A 20,254-nucleotide genomic window follows, 5' to 3' on the forward strand; every position below is an offset into this window, starting at 1 on the left:
ATGTTAAACCGCGAGCTCGAAGTCACCCTCAATCTGGCCTTCAAGGAGGCTCGTTCGAAGCGTCATGAGTTCATGACCGTCGAACATCTGCTGCTGGCACTCCTTGACAATGAGGCTGCTGCGACCGTTCTGCGCGCCTGTGGCGCCAATCTCGACAAACTCAAGCACGACCTGCAAGAGTTCATCGATTCCACCACACCCCTGATTCCGGTCAACGACGAAGACCGCGAAACCCAGCCTACCCTGGGCTTCCAGCGTGTGCTGCAGCGTGCCGTGTTCCATGTGCAGAGCTCCGGCAAGCGCGAAGTGACCGGCGCCAATGTGCTGGTGGCGATCTTCAGCGAACAGGAAAGCCAGGCCGTGTTTCTGCTCAAGCAGCAGAGCGTGGCCCGTATCGACGTGGTCAACTACATCGCTCACGGTATTTCCAAGGTGCCGGGCCATGGCCCCAACACCGAAGGCGACCAGGAGATGCAGGACGAGGACGGTGGCGAAACGTCATCGTCGAGCAACCCGCTGGATGCCTATGCCAGCAACCTGAACGAACTGGCACGTGCCGGGCGCATCGACCCGCTGGTGGGTCGTGAGCAGGAAGTCGAGCGTGTTGCGCAGATCCTGGCGCGCCGGCGCAAAAACAACCCGCTGCTGGTTGGTGAGGCCGGGGTGGGCAAGACGGCCATCGCAGAAGGCCTGGCCAAGCGTATCGTCGACGGCCAGGTGCCTGACCTGCTGGCCCAGAGCGTGGTGTATTCCCTCGACCTGGGTGCACTGCTGGCCGGTACCAAGTACCGCGGCGACTTCGAGAAGCGCTTCAAGGCGCTGCTCGGCGAACTGCGCAAACGCCCGCAGGCGATCCTGTTTATTGACGAGATCCACACCATCATCGGCGCCGGTGCGGCTTCCGGTGGGGTCATGGATGCGTCCAACCTGCTCAAGCCGCTGCTGTCGTCTGGCGACATTCGCTGCATCGGTTCGACCACCTTCCAGGAATTCCGCGGCATCTTCGAGAAGGACCGTGCCCTGGCACGGCGTTTCCAGAAGGTCGATGTCAGCGAGCCTTCGGTGGAAGACACCGTGGGGATCCTGCGCGGGCTCAAGGGCCGGTTCGAGAGCCACCACAACATCGAGTACAGCGATGAAGCCCTGCGCGCCGCTGCAGAACTGGCCTCGCGCTACATCAACGACCGGCACATGCCGGACAAGGCCATCGACGTGATCGACGAGGCGGGTGCCTACCAGCGCCTGCAGCCTGAGGCAAACCGAGTCAAGCGTATTGAAGTGCCACAAGTCGAAGACATTGTCGCCAAGATCGCGCGGATTCCGCCAAAGCATGTCACCAGTTCCGACAAGGAGCTGCTGCGCAACCTTGAGCGTGACCTGAAGCTGACCGTGTTCGGGCAGGACGCGGCCATCGACTCGCTGGCGACGGCGATCAAGCTGTCCCGTGCGGGGCTCAAGGCGCCCGACAAGCCGGTGGGTTCGTTCCTGTTCGCCGGGCCTACCGGTGTCGGCAAGACCGAAGCGGCGCGGCAGTTGGCCAAGGCGCTGGGTGTGGAACTGGTGCGCTTCGACATGTCCGAGTACATGGAGCGGCATACGGTTTCGCGCTTGATTGGTGCACCGCCAGGCTACGTCGGGTTCGACCAGGGTGGCCTGTTGACCGAGGCAATCACTAAGCAGCCGCATTGCGTGTTGCTGCTGGACGAAATCGAGAAGGCGCACCCTGAAGTCTTCAACCTGCTGCTGCAGGTGATGGACCACGGCACGCTGACCGACAACAACGGGCGTAAGGCAGACTTCCGTAACGTGATCCTGATCATGACCACCAACGCCGGGGCAGAGACTGCGGCGCGGGCTTCGATCGGGTTTACCCATCAGGACCATGCGTCCGATGCCATGGAAGTCATTCGCAAGAGCTTCACGCCGGAGTTCCGCAACCGCCTGGACACCATCATCCAGTTTGGCCGCCTGAGCCACGAAACCATCAAGAGCATCGTCGACAAGTTCCTTATCGAACTGCAGGCGCAGCTGGAAGATAAACGTGTGCTGTTGGAGGTCAGTGATGAAGCACGCGGCTGGCTGGCGGCGTCGGGCTACGATGTGCAGATGGGTGCACGGCCGATGGCGCGGCTGATCCAGGACAAGATCAAGCGGCCGCTGGCTGAAGAGATCCTGTTCGGTGAGCTGGCCGAGCATGGCGGCGTGGTGCACGTCGACTTGCGCGATGGCGAGTTGGTGTTTGACTTCGAGACCACGGCTGAGGTGGCGTGATGGCGGGGGCCGCTTTGCGGCCCATTCGCAGCGCAAGGCTGCTCCTACAGGGTGTCACATTCCCAGGTAGGAGCAGCCTTGCGCTGCGAATGGGCTGCAAAGCAGCCCCAGCCATTCTTGAAGGCACAAAAAAGCCCGGCACTTGGCCGGGCTTTTTCATGGCTTAGGCTTAGCGCGCACGATACGTGATGCGGCCTTTGCTCAGGTCGTAAGGTGTCAGTTCGACGCGGACCTTGTCGCCAGTGAGAATACGGATGTAGTTCTTGCGCATCTTTCCGGAGATGTGCGCGGTTACGACGTGCCCGTTTTCCAACTCCACGCGGAACATGGTGTTGGGCAGGGTGTCGACGACAGTACCTTCCATTTCGAAGCTGTCTTCTTTCGACATGCAGTTGAGCCCTCGGTGTCCAGTGTTGGCCCGACGCATAACCGCACCGGGCAAAAAAGTGGCGTGGATTATGCCGGAAAATAGTATTTCAAGCCAATGCTTTCAGTTGAGGGTGACCCAGCGCTGGTTGATCAGCAGCTCGATGGGGCGATACTGGGTCTTGTAGTTCATCTTCTTGCAGTTCTTGATCCAGTACCCGAGGTAAACCGCCTCCAGGTTCTGCCGAAGGGCTTCGGTGATCTGCCAGAGGATGGCGAAACGGCCCAGGCTGCGGCGCTCTTCGTCGGGCTCGTAGAAGGTGTAGACCGCCGACAAGCCGTTGGGCAGCAGGTCGCATACCGCCACCGCCAGCAGGCGCCCTGCCAGGCGGAACTCGTAGAACCAGCAGAAGGGCAGGTCACGTACCAGGAAGGTGGAAAACTGATCACGGCTGGGCGGGTACATGTCGCCGTCGGCATGACGGGTTTCGATGTAGCGCCGGTACAGGTCGAAATACTCTTCCTTGAACGCCGGGCGTGCGGCGGTCACGGTCAAGTCGGCGTTGCGCTTGAGAATGCGCCGTTGCTGGCGGTTGGGGATGAAGCGCGCCGCCGGAATGCGTGCTGGCACACAGGCGTTGCAGTTTTGGCAATGGGGGCGGTACAGGTGATCGCCACTGCGCCGAAAACCCATCTCCGACAGGTCGGCGTACACGTTCACGTCCATTGGCTGGCTGGGGTCGAGAAACAGCGTGGTTGCCTGCTCCTCGGGCAGGTAGCTGCAGGAGTGGGGTTGAGTGGCATAAAACTTCAACCGCGCCAACTCTGTCATGATCAACCCCTTCGGTGAGACTTTGCCTTAAGTGTAAGCCAGCTCTGAGAACTCGCCTAGGGAACCCAGGTGGCGCTGTTGGGCTGGTCGAGGTAGCGTGCCAGGTAGTCGGCAAAGTCGGCGCGGCTGATGGCGCGCGCGCCAAGGCTGTGCAGGTGGTTGGTCGGCATCTGGCAGTCGATCAGCACAAAACCGGCCTGGCGCAGGTGTGCGACCAGCGTCACGAAGCCGACCTTGGAGGCATTGTCGGCGCGGCTGAACATCGATTCGCCGAAGAACAGGCGGCCCATGGCCAGGCCGTACAGGCCGCCGACCAGCTCACCGTCCTGGCGCACCTCCACCGAATGGGCGTAGCCGAGCCGGTGCAGCTCGCAGTAGGCCGCGCGCAGGGTGTCGGTGATCCAGGTGCCGTCGGCGTAGTCACGCGGCGCGGCGCAGGCGGCGATCACGCCGGCGAAGTCGGTGTCGAAACTGACCTGGTAGTGGCCCTGGCGCATGAACTTGGCCAGCGAGCGCGAGACGTGCAGTTCGTCTGGCAGCAGCACGGTGCGAGGGTTGGGCGACCACCAGAGGATCGGCTGGCCGTCCTGGTACCAGGGGAAGCAGCCGTGGCGATAGGCCTGCACCAGGCGCTCGGGGCTCAGGTCGCCGCCGGCGGCGAGCAAGCCGTTGGGTTCGTGCAGGGCCTTTTCCAGGGGTGGAAAGGTCAGCGAGTCGCGGGTCAGCCAGGTAAGCATGGTCTATCGTGCGGTGGGGGAGGGGAGTGGTCAGCATGGCGTGGCTGAAAAGCAGGGTCAATCACTGCGGTTCATTCGCCGTAGCGCAGGCAGCCCTTTAGGCATTTTCCTACACATTCATGAGGCCTCAGGCACCATCCGGGACATTTGCTGTCACACCTGTGCAAAAACACAGCATAAGCCTTTGTCACAAAAGAAAATGCATGCTCAAATTGCAGCTAAGTGAAAGCAGCCCCCTCAAGCCCATGTGCGGCGCGCCGCCATGGCGGCTGGCGGGCAGTAATGTTAAAAGTAGTGGTTCATTGGCCAGACACCGGCCGATCACTATTGGACGCGCAGCACGCGCAGGAATAGACGCGTTTTGAAGAAATCCACCGCAACTCCAGCTCCCTTGCCAGTGCCTATGTGGCGGCAGCAGCTGCACTATCGTCTCAAGGAAGGTGCGTTGATCGCTGTCGGCGCCCTGTGCCTGTACCTGTGGATGGCGCTGCTGACGTACGACACTTCCGACCCTGGCTTCAGCCACACCAGCAACATTGACCAGGTGCAAAACGCCGCCGGGCGAGCAGGGGCCTACTTCGCCGACATCCTGTTCATGGTGCTGGGCTATTTCGCCTACATCTTCCCGCTGTTGCTGGCGATCAAGACCTGGCAGATCTTCCGCGAGCGCCACCAACCCTGGGAGTGGAGCGGCTGGCTGTTCTCCTGGCGCCTGATCGGGCTGGTGTTCCTGGTGCTGTCGGGCGCAGCCCTGGCGCATATCCATTTCCACCCGCCGGCGAGCATTCCGTTCTCCGCGGGCGGTGCCCTCGGCGAAAGCCTGGGCGAACTGGCGCGCAGCCTGTTGAACGTGCAGGGCAGCACGTTGATGTTCATTGCCCTGTTCCTGTTTGGCCTGACGGTGTTCACCGACCTGTCCTGGTTCAAAGTGATGGACCTTACCGGCAAGATCACCCTCGACCTGTTCGAGCTGGTGCAAGGCGCCGCCAACCGCTGGTGGGAAGCCCGCAACGAGCGCAAGCGCCTGGAGGCGCAATTGCGTGAGGTGGATGAACCGAGTTTCAACACCGCGCCAGCGGCTGCGCAGAAGCGCGAGCCGGTCAAGCCTCAGCTGCGTGAGCGTAGCGTCGAGCGCGAAGAGGCGCCCGCCCGGCCTGCCCCACCGCGCGAACCCGTGGTGGCGCGCGAGACAGTGGTGCCCCGCGAGCAACCTGCGGCGCCAGTGATCATCCCGCCAGCCCCGGCCAAGGCGCCGGAGCCGAGCAAGCGGGTGATGAAGGAAAAACAGACCCCGCTGTTCGTCGACAGCGCTGTGGAAGGCACGTTGCCGTCGATCTCCATTCTCGATCCGGCCGAGCAGAAAAAGATCGAGTACTCGCCAGAATCCCTGGCCGGTGTTGGCCAGTTGCTGGAAATCAAGCTCAAGGAATTCGGCGTGGAAGTCTCGGTGGACTCCATCCACCCAGGCCCGGTCATTACCCGCTACGAAATCCAGCCCGCGGCAGGGGTCAAGGTCAGCCGTATCGCCAACCTGGCCAAGGACCTGGCGCGCTCGCTGGCGGTGACCAGCGTGCGCGTGGTCGAGGTGATCCCGGGCAAGACCACCGTGGGTATCGAGATCCCTAACGAAAACCGGCAGATGGTGCGCTTCTCTGAAGTGCTGTCGTCGCCGCAGTTCGACGAGTCCAAGTCGCCGGTTGCGTTGGCCTTGGGCCATGACATCGGTGGCAAACCGGTGATCACCGACCTGGCCAAGATGCCGCACCTGCTGGTGGCCGGTACCACCGGTTCTGGTAAGTCGGTGGGTGTGAACGCGATGATCCTGTCGATCCTGTTCAAGTCCGGCCCGGAAGACGCGCGGCTGATCATGATCGACCCGAAGATGCTCGAACTGTCGATCTACGAAGGCATCCCGCACCTGTTGTGCCCGGTGGTCACCGACATGAAGGACGCCGCCAACGCGCTGCGCTGGAGCGTCGCCGAGATGGAGCGCCGCTACAAGCTGATGGCCGCGATGGGCGTGCGTAACCTGGGCGGCTTCAACCGCAAGATCAAAGACGCTCAGGAGGCCGGCGAGGTCATCCACGACCCGCTGTACCGTCGCGAGAGCATGGACGACGAGCCACCCGCGCTGAAGACCCTGCCGACCATCGTGGTGGTGGTCGACGAATTCGCCGACATGATGATGATCGTCGGCAAAAAGGTCGAAGAACTGATCGCCCGTATCGCCCAGAAAGCGCGGGCCGCCGGTATTCACCTGATCCTCGCCACCCAGCGCCCGTCGGTTGACGTGATCACCGGCCTGATCAAGGCCAACATCCCGACGCGCATGGCGTTCCAGGTGTCGAGCAAGATCGACTCCCGCACCATCATCGACCAGGGTGGCGCCGAGCAGTTGCTCGGTCACGGTGACATGCTGTACATGCCACCCGGCACCAGTCTGCCGATCCGCGTGCACGGTGCGTTCGTTTCCGATGACGAAGTGCACCGCGTAGTGGAAGCCTGGAAGCTGCGTGGCGCGCCGGACTACAACGATGACATCCTCAACGGCGTCGAAGAGGCCGGCAGCGGCTTCGAAGGTGGCGGCGGTGGTGGTGACGGCGACGATTCGGAAAGCGATGCACTGTATGATGAAGCCGTGCAGTTCGTGCTCGAGAGCCGCCGTGCCTCCATTTCCGCTGTGCAGCGCAAGCTGAAGATCGGCTACAACCGTGCCGCACGCATGATCGAGGCAATGGAGATGGCCGGCGTGGTCACCCCGATGAACAGCAACGGCTCGCGGGAAGTGATAGCCCCAGGCGGCCCGCGCGATTGATGAACACCTTGCCGGGCGCCTGCTGGGCGCCTGGCTCATTTACTGTCCTACGAGGATTTCCATGCGCGCGATTCGCATGCTGTTGGTTTCTGCCCTGGCCATGGGCTCTGTGTCGGCCCATGCCGGCGAGTTGGACGTGAAGCGCCTGACCCAGTTGCTGGAAAAGTCGCAGACGATCGATGCCAATTTCTCTCAGCTGACGCTGGGTGCCGATGGCACCAGCCTGCAGGAGACCAAGGGCCAGATGACCGTCAAGCGCCCGGGCCTGTTCTACTGGCACACCGATGCCCCGCAGGAGCAGGTGGTGGTGTCTGATGGCAAGATGGTCACCCTGTGGGACCCGGACCTTGAGCAGGCCACCATCAAGAAGCTTGATGTACGCCTGAACCAGACCCCGGCGCTGCTGCTGTCCGGTGACGTGTCGAAGATCAGCCAAAGCTTCGACATCGCGTCCAAGGAGCAGGGCGAAGTCATGGATTTCACCTTGAAGCCGAAAACCAAGGACACCTTGTTCGACTCCCTGCGCGTGTCGTTCCGCAAGGGCCTGATCAATGACATGCAGCTGATCGACAGTGTCGGCCAGCGGACCAACATCCTGTTCAGCGGGGTGAAGGCCAACCAGGCAGTGCCTGACAGCAAGTTCAAGTTCGATGTCCCGAAAGGCGCGGATATCATCCAGGAGTAACCGGAGCCCGTGATGGACCTGTTTCGAAGCGAACCCGTCGCCCAGCCCCTGGCTGCTCGCCTGCGCCCGTCCAACCTGGACGAGTACGTTGGCCAGGAGCACCTGCTGGCGCGCGGCAAGCCGCTGCGCGAGGCGCTGGAGCAGGGGGCGTTGCACTCGATGATCTTCTGGGGGCCGCCCGGGGTGGGCAAGACCACCCTGGCGCGGCTGCTGGCGCAGTTCTGTGACGCGCACTTCGAAACGGTCTCGGCGGTACTGGCAGGGGTCAAAGAGATTCGCCAGGCGGTCGAGGTGGCCAAGCAGCAGGCGGCCCAGTATGGCCGACGGACCATCCTGTTCGTCGACGAAGTGCACCGCTTCAACAAGTCGCAGCAGGACGCCTTTTTGCCCTACGTGGAAGACGGCACGCTGATCTTCATTGGCGCCACCACCGAAAACCCGTCCTTCGAGCTCAACAATGCGTTGCTTTCGCGCGCGCGGGTGTACGTGCTCAAGAGCTTGGACGAGCCGGCGCTGCGCAAGCTCGTCGACCGTGCCTTGAGCGAAGAGCGCGGCCTGGGCAAGCACAACCTGCAGGTGGGCGACGAGGCCTTCAAGATGCTCATGGCGGCCGCCGACGGCGATGGCCGGCGCATGCTCAACTTTCTGGAAAACGCCTCGGACCTGGCTGAAGATGGCAGCGAAATTGGCGTCGAGCTGCTGCAAAGCCTGCTCGGTGACAGCCGTCGGCGCTTCGATAAGGGCGGCGAGGCGTTCTATGACCAGATCTCGGCGTTGCACAAATCGGTGCGTGGCTCCAACCCCGATGCCGCGCTGTACTGGTTCGCGCGTATGCTCGATGGGGGGTGCGACCCGCTGTACATCGCCCGCCGCGTGGTGCGCATGGCCAGCGAAGACATCGGCAACGCCGACCCGCGTGCCCTGAGCCTGTGCCTGTCGGCGTGGGACGTGCAAGAGCGCCTGGGCAGCCCCGAGGGTGAGCTGGCCGTTGCCCAGGCCATCACCTATATCGCCTGTGCGCCAAAGAGCAATGCGGTGTACATGGGCTTCAAGACTGCCCTGCGCGAGGCGGCCGAGCATGGTTCGCTGGAAGTGCCGCTGCACCTGCGTAACGCCCCGACCAAGTTGATGAAGCAATTGGGCTACGGCGACGAATACCGCTATGCCCATGACGAGCCCGATGCCTACGCTGCCGGCGAGGATTACTTCCCCGATCAGCTTGAGCCCCGCCAGTATTACCAGCCCGTACCCCGTGGCCTGGAGCTGAAAATCGGCGAGAAGCTGCGGCACCTGGCCGAGCTGGATCGCAGCAGCCCCCGTCAACGGAGAAAACCATGATTGCACTGATCGCTGCTGTCAGTGCAGGCGGTATCGCGGGTACTTTGCTGCGCTTTGCGACCACCAACTGGGTGGTCGCCCACTGGCCACGGCACTTCTATCTCGGTACGCTGGCGGTCAATTTGATCGGCTGCCTGTTGATCGGCCTGCTGTATGGCCTGTTTTTGCACAAGCCCCTGGTCCCGGTCGAGCTGCGCGCGGGCCTGATCGTCGGTTTCCTGGGCGGCTTAACCACGTTTTCCTCCTTTTCGCTCGATACCGTACGCCTCATGGAAAGCGGGCAGATGCCCCTGGCTTTGGGCTATACCGGTATCAGCGTGGTGGGCGGGCTGCTCGCGACTTGGGCTGGCCTGTCCTTGACCCGATTCTGAACCAACACCTACACATAACGAGAGAACGATATGCTCGATTCCAAACTGTTACGCGGCCAACTTCAGGAAGTGGCGGATCGCCTGGCCTCCCGTGGCTTCAGCCTGGATGTCGCGCGCATCGAATCACTGGAAGAGCGCCGCAAGGCCGTGCAGACGCGCACCGAGCAACTGCAGGCCGAGCGTAACGCCCGTTCCAAGTCCATCGGCCAGGCCAAGGCCAAGGGCGAAGATATCGCGCCGCTGATGGCCGACGTCGAGCGCATGGCCAACGAGTTGGCCGCAGGCAAAGTCGAGCTGGACGGCATCCAGGCTGAACTGGATGGCATCCTGCTGACCATTCCTAACCTGCCGGACGCCAGCGTGCCGGTTGGTGCCAGCGAAGACGACAACGTTGAAGTCCGCCGCTGGGGCACCCCTAAGGCCTTCGACTTTGAAATCAAAGACCACGTCGCCCTGGGCGAAATCAGTGGTGGTCTGGACTTCGAAGCGGCAGCCAAGCTGTCTGGTGCCCGCTTTGCCGTGCTGCGTGGCCCGATTGCCCGTCTGCACCGCGCCCTGGCGCAGTTCATGATCAACCTGCACACCGGTGAGCACGGCTACGAAGAGCACTACACCCCGTACCTGGTACAAGCGCCGGCCCTGCAGGGCACCGGCCAGCTGCCGAAGTTCGAGGAAGACCTGTTCAAGATCAGCCGCGAAGGCGAGGCTGACTTCTACCTGATCCCAACCGCCGAGGTTTCGCTGACCAACCTGGTTGCCGGTGAAATCCTCGATGCCAAGCAACTGCCGCTCAAGCTGGTCGCCCACACGCCTTGCTTCCGCAGTGAAGCCGGCGCATCGGGCCGTGACACCCGTGGCATGATCCGCCAGCACCAGTTCGACAAGGTCGAAATGGTCCAGGTGGTCGAGCCATCCAAGTCGATGGAAGCCCTCGAAGGCCTGACCGGCAATGCCGAGCGCGTGCTGCAGCTGTTGGAACTGCCCTACCGGGTACTGGCGCTGTGCACCGGCGACATGGGCTTCGGTGCGGTGAAAACCTACGACCTGGAAGTGTGGGTACCGAGCCAGGACAAGTACCGCGAGATCAGCTCCTGCTCCAACTGCGGTGATTTCCAGGCGCGTCGCATGCAAGCCCGCTGGCGCAACCCGGAAACCGGCAAACCAGAGCTGGTGCATACCCTCAACGGTTCTGGCCTGGCAGTAGGCCGCACCCTGGTGGCGGTATTGGAGAACTACCAACAGGCCGACGGTTCGATCCGTGTGCCTGAGGTGCTCAAGCCGTACATGGGTGGTGTCGAGGTCATCCGCTAAATGGATTACCTGCCACTGTTCCACAAGCTGCAGGGCGGCCGGGTACTGGTCGTCGGCGGCGGTGAAATTGCCTTGCGCAAAGCGCGCCTGCTGGCGGATGCCGGCGCCGCGCTGCGCGTGGTGGCGCCCGAGGTTGACGGCCAACTGGCCGCACTGGCCCGGGAAGGTGGCGGTGAGGTCTTGGTGCGCGGCTATCAGGCGCCCGACCTGGTCGGTTGCCGGCTGGTGATCGCGGCCACTGATGACGCTGGGCTGAACGCCCAGGTGTCGGCCGATGCCCAGGCGCTCAACCTGCCGGTCAACGTGGTGGACGCGCCGGCCCTGTGCACGGTGATCTTCCCGGCAATTGTCGACCGCTCGCCGTTGGTGGTGGCAGTCTCCAGTGGGGGTGATGCGCCCGTGCTGGCGCGTTTGATTCGCGCCAAGCTGGAGGCGTGGATCCCTTCGGCCTACGGCGAACTGGCCGGGCTGGCGGCGCGGTTCCGGCACCAGGTCAAACGCCTGTACCCAGACGTCAACCAGCGTCGCGGCTTTTGGGAAAATGTCTTCCAGGGCCCGATTGCCGAGCGTCAGCTGGCCGGGCAGGGTGCCGAGGCCGAACGCCTGTTGCAGGCCATGGTCGATGGCGCGCCGGTGCAGCAGGGCGGTGAGGTGTATCTGGTGGGGGCAGGGCCGGGCGATCCGGACTTGTTGACCTTCCGCGCCTTGCGCCTGATGCAGCAGGCCGATGTGGTGCTGTACGACCGCCTGGTGGCCCCGGCCATCATCGACATGTGCCGGCGTGATGCCGAGCGTATCTATGTCGGCAAGCGCCGCGCTGACCATGCCGTGCCGCAGGACCAGATCAACCGCCTGCTGGTCGACTTGGCCAAGCAGGGCAAGCGCGTGCTGCGCCTCAAGGGTGGCGATCCGTTCATCTTTGGCCGTGGTGGCGAGGAGATCGAACAGCTGGCCGAGCAGGGCATCCCCTTCCAGGTGGTGCCCGGCATTACCGCGGCCAGTGGTTGCTCAGCCTATGGCGGCATCCCGCTGACCCACCGCGACTACGCCCAATCGGTGCGCTTCGTGACCGGGCACCTCAAGGATGGCACCAGCAATTTGCCTTGGGATGACCTGGTGGCACCGGCGCAAACCCTGGTGTTCTACATGGGGTTGGTAGGCTTGCCGACCATTTGCGCCGAACTGATTCGTCATGGGCGTGCGGCCAGTACGCCAGCAGCGCTGGTGCAGCAAGGCACTACGCGCAATCAACGGGTGTTTACGGGCACCCTGGCGGATTTGCCGGCGCTTGTCGCCCAGCATGAAGTGCATGCGCCGACCCTGGTGATTGTTGGGGAAGTGGTGCAGTTGCGTGAGAAGCTGGCGTGGTTTGAAGGTTCGCAACATAGCTGAAACGGGTGGGGCCGCTTTGCGGCCCTTCGCAGCACAAGGCTGCTTCTACACGTTTGGTGCTCGCCTGTGTAGGAGCAGCCTTGTGCTGCGAAGCGCTGCAAAGCAGCCCCCGCTGTGTCACCGTTTAACCCAGATCCCCTGGCCCGCCAACCGCTCCCGATCATGCGCCACACCAAAGTCCTGCAATGGCCCTTTAGGCACGATCCCATTCGGGTTAATGGTCTTGTGGCTCATGTAGTAATGCTTCTGGATATGCTCCATATCCACCGTCAGCGCCACCCCCGGCCACTGGTACACTTCGCGCAGCCAGTTTGACAGGTTGTGGTAGTCGCTCAGGCGTCGCAGGTTGCACTTGAAGTGCCCGTGGTACACCGCATCAAAGCGCACCAACGTAGTGAACAGTCGTACATCCGCCTCGGTGAGGTACTCGCCAGCAAGGTAGCGATTGCGGCTCAGCACGTCTTCCAGGTAATCCAGCTCATTGAACACGTCGTCAAACGCGGCCTCGTAGGCCTCTTGCGTGGTGGCGAAGCCTGCGCGGTAGACGCCATTGTTCACCGCGGGGTAGATCCGTTCGTTCAGCGCTTCGATCGCCGGGCGCAAGGGCTCGGGGTAGAGGTCCAGGCGGTTGCCGGTCAGCTCGTCGAAGGCGCTGTTGAAGATGCGGATGATCTCGGCCGATTCGTTGTTGACGATACGCTTCTCTTTTTTGTCCCACAGCACCGGCACGGTAACGCGCCCGGTGTAGTGCGGGTCATCCTGGGTGTAGCGTTGGTGCAGGAATTCGAGTGCATCGAGGTGGTCGCCGGTGGAGCCCTGCTGCTGGTCGAAGGTCCAGCCATTCTCTTGCATCAGCCAGCTCACAACCGACACATCGATGAGCGGCGACAGGTCCTTGAGGGCACGGAAAATCAGGGTGCGGTGCGCCCATGGGCAAGCCAGTGACACGTACAGGTGATAACGGCCGGCCTCGGGTGCGGGCAACGCGTTGCGGCGCTGGGCGTTTTCGCGTTTGAAGGCCCCGTCTTTGCCGGTTTCATACCACTGGTCGTGCCAGCGGCCATCGATCAAAAGGCCCATGTTGAGCTCCTGGAACAAAGTTGTTTGTCGTTGGAGCCCAGTCTAGGGAATATCGTTCGAATAAATAGCGCAAAGACTCGGGGTCTTCAATCGATTAAATCGATGCGTTGCGTTCGCTCCAGTAGCGATGCGCTGTGGCGAAGGCGTCGTCACGGTGCTGCCCCAGCCCGCGCAAGGCCAGGGCCATGGTGGCGACCACGGCCATTTCGCCGTAGCTGTCTTCGGCTTCGCCCTGCCACACGGCGAGCAGTTGCTGCGGTTGCAGGCTCGGTGGTTTGACATGGCGGCGTTCGCTCAGGGCTGGCCACTCTTCATCCCAGGCCTCACCCGCTGTAGTGCCATAGAGATGGCTGATGACATCGGGATTGACCTCGATCTCGCCGCCATCGCCCTTGATCACCACGGCATGGTCGCCGAGCAGACGGCTAGCTTCACGGTGCACCGCCTGGTAGCCAGGGTGGAAGATGCTCTGCAGGCCGCAGCGCGCACCCAGCGGGTTCAGTACCCGAGCCAAGGAGTGAATTGGCGAGCGCAGGCCCAAGGTGTTGCGCAGGTCAATCATGCGTTGCAACTGGGGTGCCCAGTCCTGCAACGGGAAAAACGCCAGCCGCTGCTGGTCGAGCGCGGTGCTGACAGCCGCCCAGTCGCGGCACAGCGGAATCTGCAGCTGTTCGAGCAGTTGTTCAGTGAACATGCGCCCGGCGGTGTGGGCGCCGCCGCCATGCATCAGGATGCGCACCCCGTTGTTGGCCAGGCACTTAGCCGCCAGCAGGTACCAGGGCAGGTGGCGCTTCTTGCCCGCGTACGTGGGCCAGTCCAGGTCCACGGCAATGTGCGGCGCTTGCAAGTGAGCGCGCAGGGCCTCGGTGAAACCGGCCAGTTCATCGGCGCTTTCTTCCTTGTGCCGCAGCAGCATGAGGAAGGCGCCGAGCTGGGTGTCCTCGACTTTGCCTTCCAGCAGCAAGGTCATGGCCGCGCGGGCTTCTTCGCGGGTCAGGCCGCGCGCGCCGCGCTTGCCTTTGCCAAGGATGCGCACGAATTCGGCGAACGGGTGTTCGGCGGGTGTTTCCAGGGTGAGCGGGCGTGGTTCGATCATATGCAGTTGGTCGGCTTGGGCAGGCCCGCCAGCTTGGCGGCAAGTTTGGCAGGAGTGCCGTTGAACAGGCGGTTCAGGTGCGGGCTGTTGCCCTTTTCAGGGCCCAGCTTCAGCGCGGTGTACTTGATTAGCGGGCGTGTGGCCGGCGAAAGCTGGAATTCCTGGTAGAACTGGCGCAGCAGCTCGAGGATTTCCCAGTGGTCAGCGGTCAGCGGGATGCCTTCACGTGTGGCGAGGGCATCGGCGACGGCAGGGGACCAGTCGTGCAGGTCGACCAGGAAGCCGTCCTTGTCCAGGGCAATCGTTTGATCGCCAACGTTCAGCGTACTCATAGCCAGCTGTTGACCTTGTCGTAATGCAGCGACAGCTCGACGAATGCAGCATAGTCCACAGGCTTGGCCAGGTCGTTGGCGACCGCGCGGGCGTGCAGGTCTTCTTCGAGGGCGAACAAGCGCTGCTCGAGCGCGGCGGCTTGCAGCAGGCGCTGGGGCTCGCTGCCGGCGTGCAGTGCATAGACCGCATCACCGCACAGCAGCAGTGCATCGTCGGCACCGAGCAGGCGCAGGCAACTGGCCAGGCGGTCGTCGCCGAAGGGCGAGTGGGCAATTACATGCAGGGTTGTCATCACAGCGTTACCACCTGGTCAAAACGGGCGATCAATGCGGTCAGTGCCGCGTCGTCCAACACCTGCACCGGTAGCGCCAGGGTGTCGGCGGCAAGGCCGCGCTGGCGCAGGCTATGGCTGCAGGCGAAGAGCGCTTCGACGCCGAACATCGGCAAGGCCTGCAGGTTGGCCGCCAGGTTCTTCTGTTGCAGGGCTGCGGGCTGCTGGCCTGGGGCGAGCTGGAACACGCCATCGTCCAGAAACAGCATGCCCAGCGGCAGGTCGAAAGCGCCACCGGCCAGTGCAATGTCCAGGGCCTCACGGGCCGATGGGCCGTTCCAGGGTGCCTGGCGGCTGATGATCAACAAGGACTTTGCCATTTCAATCGCCTCCGAAGCAGATCAGCCGATCGGCACTCTGCGCCGCCTCGTGCAGTTGGCCGAGCCCAGACAGCTCCCAAGGCTTGGGCAGGTTCGCGGCTGGCCGTTGATAGCGGCTGGCTTCGGCCTCGTCGAGCACGCCACGGCGCAACGCAGCGGCAATGCACACCACCGCGTCCAACTGGTGCTGGTCGATGAAGGTGCGCCATTGGGCGGCGACATCCAGCTCATCCTGAGGCGTGACCACGTTGGCCGAGGCACTGTGTACCCCGTCCTGATAGAAGAACAACCGGGCAATCTCATGCCCGCCGGCCAGCACCGCCTCGGCAAAGCGCAGGGCGCGGCGCGAGGAGGGCGCATGGGCCGGGGAAAAAACCGCGATAGCGAATTTCATGGACAACTCATGCAAAGGAATGCCGCCATGATAAAGCAAAAAAGCCCAACCCCGCTCATACAAGGACCTCGTAGCCTTGTGCAGAGGGGGGGGGGCTTTTCAGCGAGGCGTTGAAGGGTCAGGCGCGCTCTTTGCTCTCTGGCAGGAACCAGTTCAGCACCAGGGCGCAAATACCGCCGGTGGCGACGCCCGACTCCAGCACATTGCGGATTGCCGCGGGCATGTGGGCCAGGAACTCAGGCACCTGGGCCACGCCCAGGCCCAAGGCCAGCGACACGGCAATGATCAGCAGGGCGCGACGGTCCAGCTGCGTGCTGGCCAGGATGTTGATACCCGAGGCCGCTACCGCGCCGAACATCACCATAGCCGCGCCACCCAGTACCGGCTCCGGTACCGCCTGGATCACTCCAGCGACCGTCGGGAACAGGCCCAACAGCACCAGCATCACAGCGATCCAGATGCCGATATGGCGGCTGGCGATGCCGGTCAGCTGAATAACGCCGTTGTTCTGGGCGAAGATCGAGCTGGGGAAGGTGTTGAACAAGCCGGCCAGCAGCGAATTGGCGCCGTTGACCAGCACGCCGCCTTTGATCCGCTGCATCCACACCGGGCCTTCGACCGGTTGGCGCGAGACCTTGCTGGTGGCGGTGACGTCACCAATGGCTTCCAGCGACGTCACCAGGTAGATCACCAACATCGGGATGAACAGCGCCCACGAGAAGCTAAGGCCAAAGTGCAGCGGCGTGGGCACCTGGAACAGCGCAGCCTCGTGCATGCCGGTGAAGTCCAGGCGGCCCAGGTAGCCGGCCAGCGCATAGCCCACCGCCAATGCGATGACGATAGCGCAGCTGCGCATCCATACCACCGGGATGCGGTTGAGAATGACGATGATCGCCAGCACCACGCCCGACAGCAGCAGGTTTTCGCCATTGGCGAAGGTGCCGTTGGCCATCGCGCCAAAGCCGCCGCCCATGCTGATCAGGCCGACCTTGATCAGGGTCAGGCCAATCATCAGCACGACGATGCCGGTCACCAGTGGCGTGATTAGGCGTTTGACGAACGGCAGGATGCGCGACACGCCCATCTCCACGAACGAGCCTGCGATCACCACGCCAAAAATGGCGGCCATCACGCCTTCTACCGGCGTGCCTTGCTTGACCATCAGCGCACCGCCAGCAATCAACGGCCCGACGAAGTTGAAGCTGGTGCCCTGAACAATCAGCAGCCCCGCGCCAAACGGCCCGAAGCGCTTGCACTGAACGAAGGTGGCGATGCCGGAGATCACCAGCGACATGGATACGATCAGGTTGGTGTCCCGCGCCGAAACACCCAGCGCCTGACAAATCAGCAGGCCAGGTGTCACGATCGGCACGATGATCGCCAGCAGGTGCTGCAGCGCCGCCAGCAGGCCGATCAGCAGCCGTGGCTTGTCCTCAAGACCCAGCACCAGTTCATTGGCAGGCGCCGATGCGCCTGGGCTGTGTTCGTGTGAGCTCATTGCAGAAAGCCGCCCCGGAAGAAAAAAGGAGCGCATTCTACGGGCTGAAGCGCAATTGGGGTAGGGGCAAGCACGATGGCGGCATGATCGGTGTCTGTTCGCTCAATAAGCTGACTTTTAAGTCAGTCTTTGGCGCACAAAAAAGCCCGCCGAAGCGGGCTTTTCCATGAGGCGCAGTATCAGTCGTCGCGGCCCATGATGCCGAACAGCTGCAGCAGGCTGACGAACAGGTTGTAGATCGATACATACAGGCTGATGGTCGCCATGATGTAGTTGCGCTCGCCGCCATGGATGATCGCGCTGGTCTGGAACAGAATGCAGACCGACGAGAACAGCACGAAGCCAGCGCTGATCGCCAGTTGCAGGCCGCTGATCTGGAAGAAGAAGCTGGCAACCACCGCACCCAGCAGCACGAAGAAGCCTGCCGTGATGAAGCCGCTGAGGAAGCTCATGTCCTTGCGGGTGATCAGCACATAGGCCGACAGGCCACCGAACACCAGTGCGGTCATGGCGAATGCCGAGCTGACCACTTCAGCGCCACCGGCCATGCCCAGGTAACGGTTGAGAATAGGGCCGAGGATGAAGCCCATGAAGCCAGTGAGGGCGAAGGTGGACACCAGGCCCCAGGCCGAATCACGCAGTTTGTTGGTGAGGAAGAACAACCCGTAGAAGCCGATCAGCACCACGAACACGTTCGGGTAGCCGACGCGCATCTGCTGGGCCACGAAGGCCATGACACCGCTGAAGGCGAGGGTGAGTGCCAGCAGGCTGTACGTGTTGCGCAGGACTTTGCTGATCTCCTGCTGCTCGACCTGCTGGCCGTGGTGTACGGCGTAATCCTGTTCGCGCATGGCGAGGCTCCTTGGTAAACCTGTGGTTTCAGACGTTCAGATGCTAGGAGTCTATCAGACGTCCTGCAACCCGCGACACAGAGAGTTTGACAGCGTGTTTCATTACGGTATTATGGCGGCCGCAAAACGAGCTGGAAGCGTGGCCGAGTGGTTTAAGGCAACGGTCTTGAAAACCGTCGATGGGCAACTATCCTAGAGTTCGAATCTCTACGCTTCCGCCATACAAGTGTCTGTTTTTATTGATGTTTCTCTTAGGCTTCCCCTCAAAAGGGAACGTTTTGGGAACACATTGGGAATGGCAGGCAAAAAGAAGGGGCCTTTTTGGCCCCTTTTTATATGCGTTCAGCTCAACCTGAGCGCCTGATTCAACAACCCCACCACATCCGGCCAATCCTGGCTGATCCACTTCGCGTAGTGCCTGAAAATCATGGCCGTCGAGGTGTGCTCCATCTGATCCGCAATCCACTCCGGCGTGGCCAGCCTGCTGCTCAGCATCTGGCTGGCGAACGTATGCCTGCAGGTGTTCAGCCTCCGCTGGGGACGCCGGCTTTCTCCAGGTGAGTGATCCACCACCCGTGCCGCAATACGTCCGAAGACCGATACGGTTCACCTGTGGCGGTGTTGTGGAAGACAAACCGCACACGCTGCTCACGAACCATCCGGTTGTCACGCTCTACGACCTGGAACAGTTCTGCAGGCATTTGCCTGGTTTGGGCACCTTGTATTGCCCGGCGACCCGAGCGCGGCGGATCTCCACGGTATCGGCGGCCAGGTCGACGTCCTCCAGGCCAAGGCAATCGCCTCGCTTACCCGCGGGCCGGACCAGATCATGTACTGCGGCAGGTTGATCTCTTGCTGCCGATCGGTCGGCTGCGTGAGGATTGCGTCGATTTCTTCCCGGGTGAATGGGTCGGGATCATCAGCATCCGGCAGTGAGATGGTGATGCCATCTGTGGGATCGAAAGCTGAACGGTTCCGCGTGCGGTACAGCCGGAAGATCTGCCGCAGGTGGCTGACGATCTCTCACGTGGTTTGGTTGTGCGGTTTGGGTATCAACAGGGACTGGACCCAGTGCTGAATGTTCAGCTGGTCGATCCGGTCAGCCTGCATTCTCGTCTACGGTGGGTGGGTGGGTGGGTGGGTCCTATTCCTGGTCTGCACCGGCACGCCAGGCCATCCAGGGCAACCAGGTTGTCAGGATGCTGCCGGTTTGTACGTTGACTCTGGGCGGTTCGTGCTGCATCTCGGCGATGGTGCCGAAGCGAATCAGGTTTTCCAGGATGCGATGAAACGTTGCGTAATCAGTCATGATGCTGATGGTTGCGCGGTACGCGACCACTTTCAGCATTTTGCTATTGTCGGCAGTGGGCCTATAGGGAGGTCAGGCCTTGGTGGCTTCCCTTTTTTGGAACTGGAACCTCGTTTTTCTTGAATTCTTGCCAGACTTCGCCGTCGAAGAATGTCATTGACACGATATGCTTTTGTAAAAGGCTGATGCTGAACAAGCTACCGATTTCATCCGGTTGGCTTCCTTTGCCGATACAGCGGTCTTCCGTACCGTCACCGATGCCGGCGCTCGAGGCGCGTTCTGCCTTGATGGCCTCGTATACCTTTTCGTAAGGGGTTGTGAACTCTACCGTGAGCCGGTCCTTGTCTCGGAAACCGCTATAGATGGGGATGATGGAGAAGCCCTCATCGTTGTTAGAGTCGTGATCCTGGAGGTTCCCAAAGTTCTTTACCCAACCGATATAAACCTTTCGATCTTCCATGCTGAACATGTACAAGCGTTTGTTGAACAGCGAATCCAACAGGAGGGCTTGATGCGTGCTGGTGGGCAGCATAGTTTTCAGGATGAAAGAGCGCGTCAGGTAGTCGTTCTTCAGCCCATGCCTGTACTGGGTAACCTTGAAGCGTACTTTAGCGGCAGCATAGGCAAATAGCGGTGCGCTGAGGATGGCGACGACAAGCGTTGTGAACAGGTGTTTTTCGTCGTCTTTGGTGAGTCCTCGTTTTGCCATAAGGCTCGCAAGTCCGAGGAATCCGTCGGTAAACCATTCGAGCAGAAAAATTACGATCAGCCAGGGCAGGGTCACAATCAGCCCCCTCATCGCTATGTGAAGGTACAGTGACTGTCCTTCATACTTGGCGATGAGAGTTTTGTCGTAGAAGTTGTATTTGCAGTAAATGAAGCCGCAGATCAAGATTGGTAAAACGAGCAGAAAACCCATTGCAA

At 61.8% G+C, this 20,254-nt stretch carries 20 protein-coding genes and 1 tRNA gene; 8 read left to right on the forward strand and 13 right to left on the reverse strand.

All coding sequences use genetic code 11. From position 1 onward, the window contains the following. Positions 1-2,271: an ATP-dependent Clp protease ATP-binding subunit ClpA gene (gene clpA / locus AB7M33_RS18205; protein WP_027592735.1), complete on the forward strand. Its 2,271-nt coding sequence runs from the start codon at positions 1-3 to the stop codon at positions 2,269-2,271. A 169-nt stretch (positions 2,272-2,440) separates the two neighbouring features. Here clpA and infA read toward each other — a convergent pair whose 3' ends face one another. The 3 genes from infA to aat form a co-directional block, all read right to left on the reverse strand. Continuing rightward, a complete protein-coding gene (gene infA, locus AB7M33_RS18210; RefSeq protein WP_002553999.1) occupies positions 2,441-2,659 on the reverse strand; it encodes a translation initiation factor IF-1 in 219 nt (72 codons plus the stop codon). Positions 2,660-2,761: 102 nt separating this feature from the next. After that, positions 2,762-3,469 carry an arginyltransferase gene (locus tag AB7M33_RS18215; RefSeq protein WP_027592734.1) on the reverse strand — a complete coding sequence of 236 codons (708 nt, stop codon included), beginning with the start codon at positions 3,467-3,469 and terminating at the stop codon, positions 2,762-2,764. A gap of 56 nt (positions 3,470-3,525) precedes the next feature. Beyond that, positions 3,526-4,206, reverse strand: a complete 681-nt coding sequence (gene aat, locus AB7M33_RS18220) for a leucyl/phenylalanyl-tRNA--protein transferase (protein WP_085272999.1) — start codon at positions 4,204-4,206, stop codon at positions 3,526-3,528. A gap of 403 nt (positions 4,207-4,609) precedes the next feature. On the opposite strand from aat, the gene AB7M33_RS18225 reads away from it, so the two are divergent. The 6 genes from AB7M33_RS18225 to cysG all read left to right on the forward strand — a co-directional run bounded on the left by AB7M33_RS18225 (position 4,610) and on the right by cysG (position 12,118). Continuing rightward, on the forward strand, positions 4,610-7,021 hold the full coding sequence (locus tag AB7M33_RS18225) for a DNA translocase FtsK (RefSeq protein ID WP_177323873.1): 2,412 nt from the start codon (positions 4,610-4,612) through the stop codon (positions 7,019-7,021). A 61-nt stretch (positions 7,022-7,082) separates the two neighbouring features. Continuing rightward, positions 7,083-7,706 carry an outer membrane lipoprotein chaperone LolA gene (lolA, locus tag AB7M33_RS18230; RefSeq protein ID WP_027592731.1) on the forward strand — a complete coding sequence of 208 codons (624 nt, stop codon included), beginning with the start codon at positions 7,083-7,085 and terminating at the stop codon, positions 7,704-7,706. A 12-nt stretch (positions 7,707-7,718) separates the two neighbouring features. Then, complete coding sequence (locus AB7M33_RS18235) at positions 7,719-9,044, forward strand: replication-associated recombination protein A (RefSeq protein ID WP_085273001.1); 1,326 nt, start codon at positions 7,719-7,721, stop codon at positions 9,042-9,044. Next, positions 9,041-9,415, forward strand: a complete 375-nt coding sequence (gene crcB / locus AB7M33_RS18240; RefSeq protein ID WP_027592729.1) for a fluoride efflux transporter CrcB — start codon at positions 9,041-9,043, stop codon at positions 9,413-9,415. The genes AB7M33_RS18235 and crcB overlap by 4 nt, the downstream gene beginning before the upstream one ends. 30 nt (positions 9,416-9,445) lie before the next feature. Continuing rightward, complete coding sequence (gene serS / locus AB7M33_RS18245; protein ID WP_085273003.1) at positions 9,446-10,726, forward strand: serine--tRNA ligase; 1,281 nt, start codon at positions 9,446-9,448, stop codon at positions 10,724-10,726. After that, positions 10,727-12,118 (forward strand): siroheme synthase CysG, encoded by a 1,392-nt coding sequence (gene cysG, locus AB7M33_RS18250; RefSeq protein ID WP_027592727.1) that lies wholly within the window; start codon positions 10,727-10,729, stop codon positions 12,116-12,118. Between the two features lie 117 nt (positions 12,119-12,235). Here the strand turns inward: cysG and AB7M33_RS18255 are convergent, their stop codons facing one another. From AB7M33_RS18255 to AB7M33_RS18290, 8 genes are all read right to left on the reverse strand, one after another. Continuing rightward, a complete protein-coding gene (locus tag AB7M33_RS18255) occupies positions 12,236-13,198 on the reverse strand; it encodes a glutathione S-transferase family protein (RefSeq protein WP_454243239.1) in 963 nt (320 codons plus the stop codon). A 94-nt stretch (positions 13,199-13,292) separates the two neighbouring features. Next, on the reverse strand, positions 13,293-14,294 hold the full coding sequence (locus tag AB7M33_RS18260) for a glycosyl transferase family protein (RefSeq protein WP_454243240.1): 1,002 nt from the start codon (positions 14,292-14,294) through the stop codon (positions 13,293-13,295). After that, positions 14,291-14,626: a TusE/DsrC/DsvC family sulfur relay protein gene (locus AB7M33_RS18265; protein ID WP_027592724.1), complete on the reverse strand. Its 336-nt coding sequence runs from the start codon at positions 14,624-14,626 to the stop codon at positions 14,291-14,293. Before AB7M33_RS18265 ends, AB7M33_RS18260 begins: the two co-directional genes overlap by 4 nt. Then, complete coding sequence (gene tusB, locus AB7M33_RS18270) at positions 14,623-14,919, reverse strand: sulfurtransferase complex subunit TusB (RefSeq protein ID WP_265967904.1); 297 nt, start codon at positions 14,917-14,919, stop codon at positions 14,623-14,625. Before tusB ends, AB7M33_RS18265 begins: the two co-directional genes overlap by 4 nt. Next, entirely contained in the window at positions 14,919-15,278 is a 360-nt protein-coding gene (gene tusC / locus AB7M33_RS18275) for a sulfurtransferase complex subunit TusC (RefSeq protein WP_027592722.1), read from the reverse strand. The genes tusB and tusC overlap by 1 nt, the downstream gene beginning before the upstream one ends. A gap of 1 nt (position 15,279) precedes the next feature. After that, the gene (gene tusD, locus AB7M33_RS18280; RefSeq protein WP_454243241.1) at positions 15,280-15,672 is read right to left on the reverse strand and encodes a sulfurtransferase complex subunit TusD; all 393 of its coding nucleotides are present in this window, start codon (positions 15,670-15,672) and stop codon (positions 15,280-15,282) included. A 118-nt stretch (positions 15,673-15,790) separates the two neighbouring features. Continuing rightward, a complete protein-coding gene (locus tag AB7M33_RS18285) occupies positions 15,791-17,170 on the reverse strand; it encodes a nucleobase:cation symporter-2 family protein (RefSeq protein ID WP_085273009.1) in 1,380 nt (459 codons plus the stop codon). Between the two features lie 179 nt (positions 17,171-17,349). After that, entirely contained in the window at positions 17,350-18,021 is a 672-nt protein-coding gene (locus AB7M33_RS18290) for a Bax inhibitor-1/YccA family protein (protein ID WP_003251184.1), read from the reverse strand. A gap of 133 nt (positions 18,022-18,154) precedes the next feature. On the opposite strand from AB7M33_RS18290, the gene AB7M33_RS18295 reads away from it, so the two are divergent. Further along, positions 18,155-18,242: transfer RNA gene (locus AB7M33_RS18295), tRNA-Ser, on the forward strand. A gap of 923 nt (positions 18,243-19,165) precedes the next feature. Here AB7M33_RS18295 and AB7M33_RS18300 read toward each other — a convergent pair. Next, on the reverse strand, positions 19,166-19,330 hold the full coding sequence (locus AB7M33_RS18300) for a hypothetical protein (protein ID WP_454243242.1): 165 nt from the start codon (positions 19,328-19,330) through the stop codon (positions 19,166-19,168). 61 nt (positions 19,331-19,391) lie between these two features. After that, positions 19,392-20,249 (reverse strand): hypothetical protein, encoded by an 858-nt coding sequence (locus tag AB7M33_RS18305; RefSeq protein ID WP_454243243.1) that lies wholly within the window; start codon positions 20,247-20,249, stop codon positions 19,392-19,394. Between the last annotated feature and the right edge of the window lie 5 nt (positions 20,250-20,254).

This window comes from Pseudomonas sp. Y3 TE3536 (assembly GCF_053629175.1).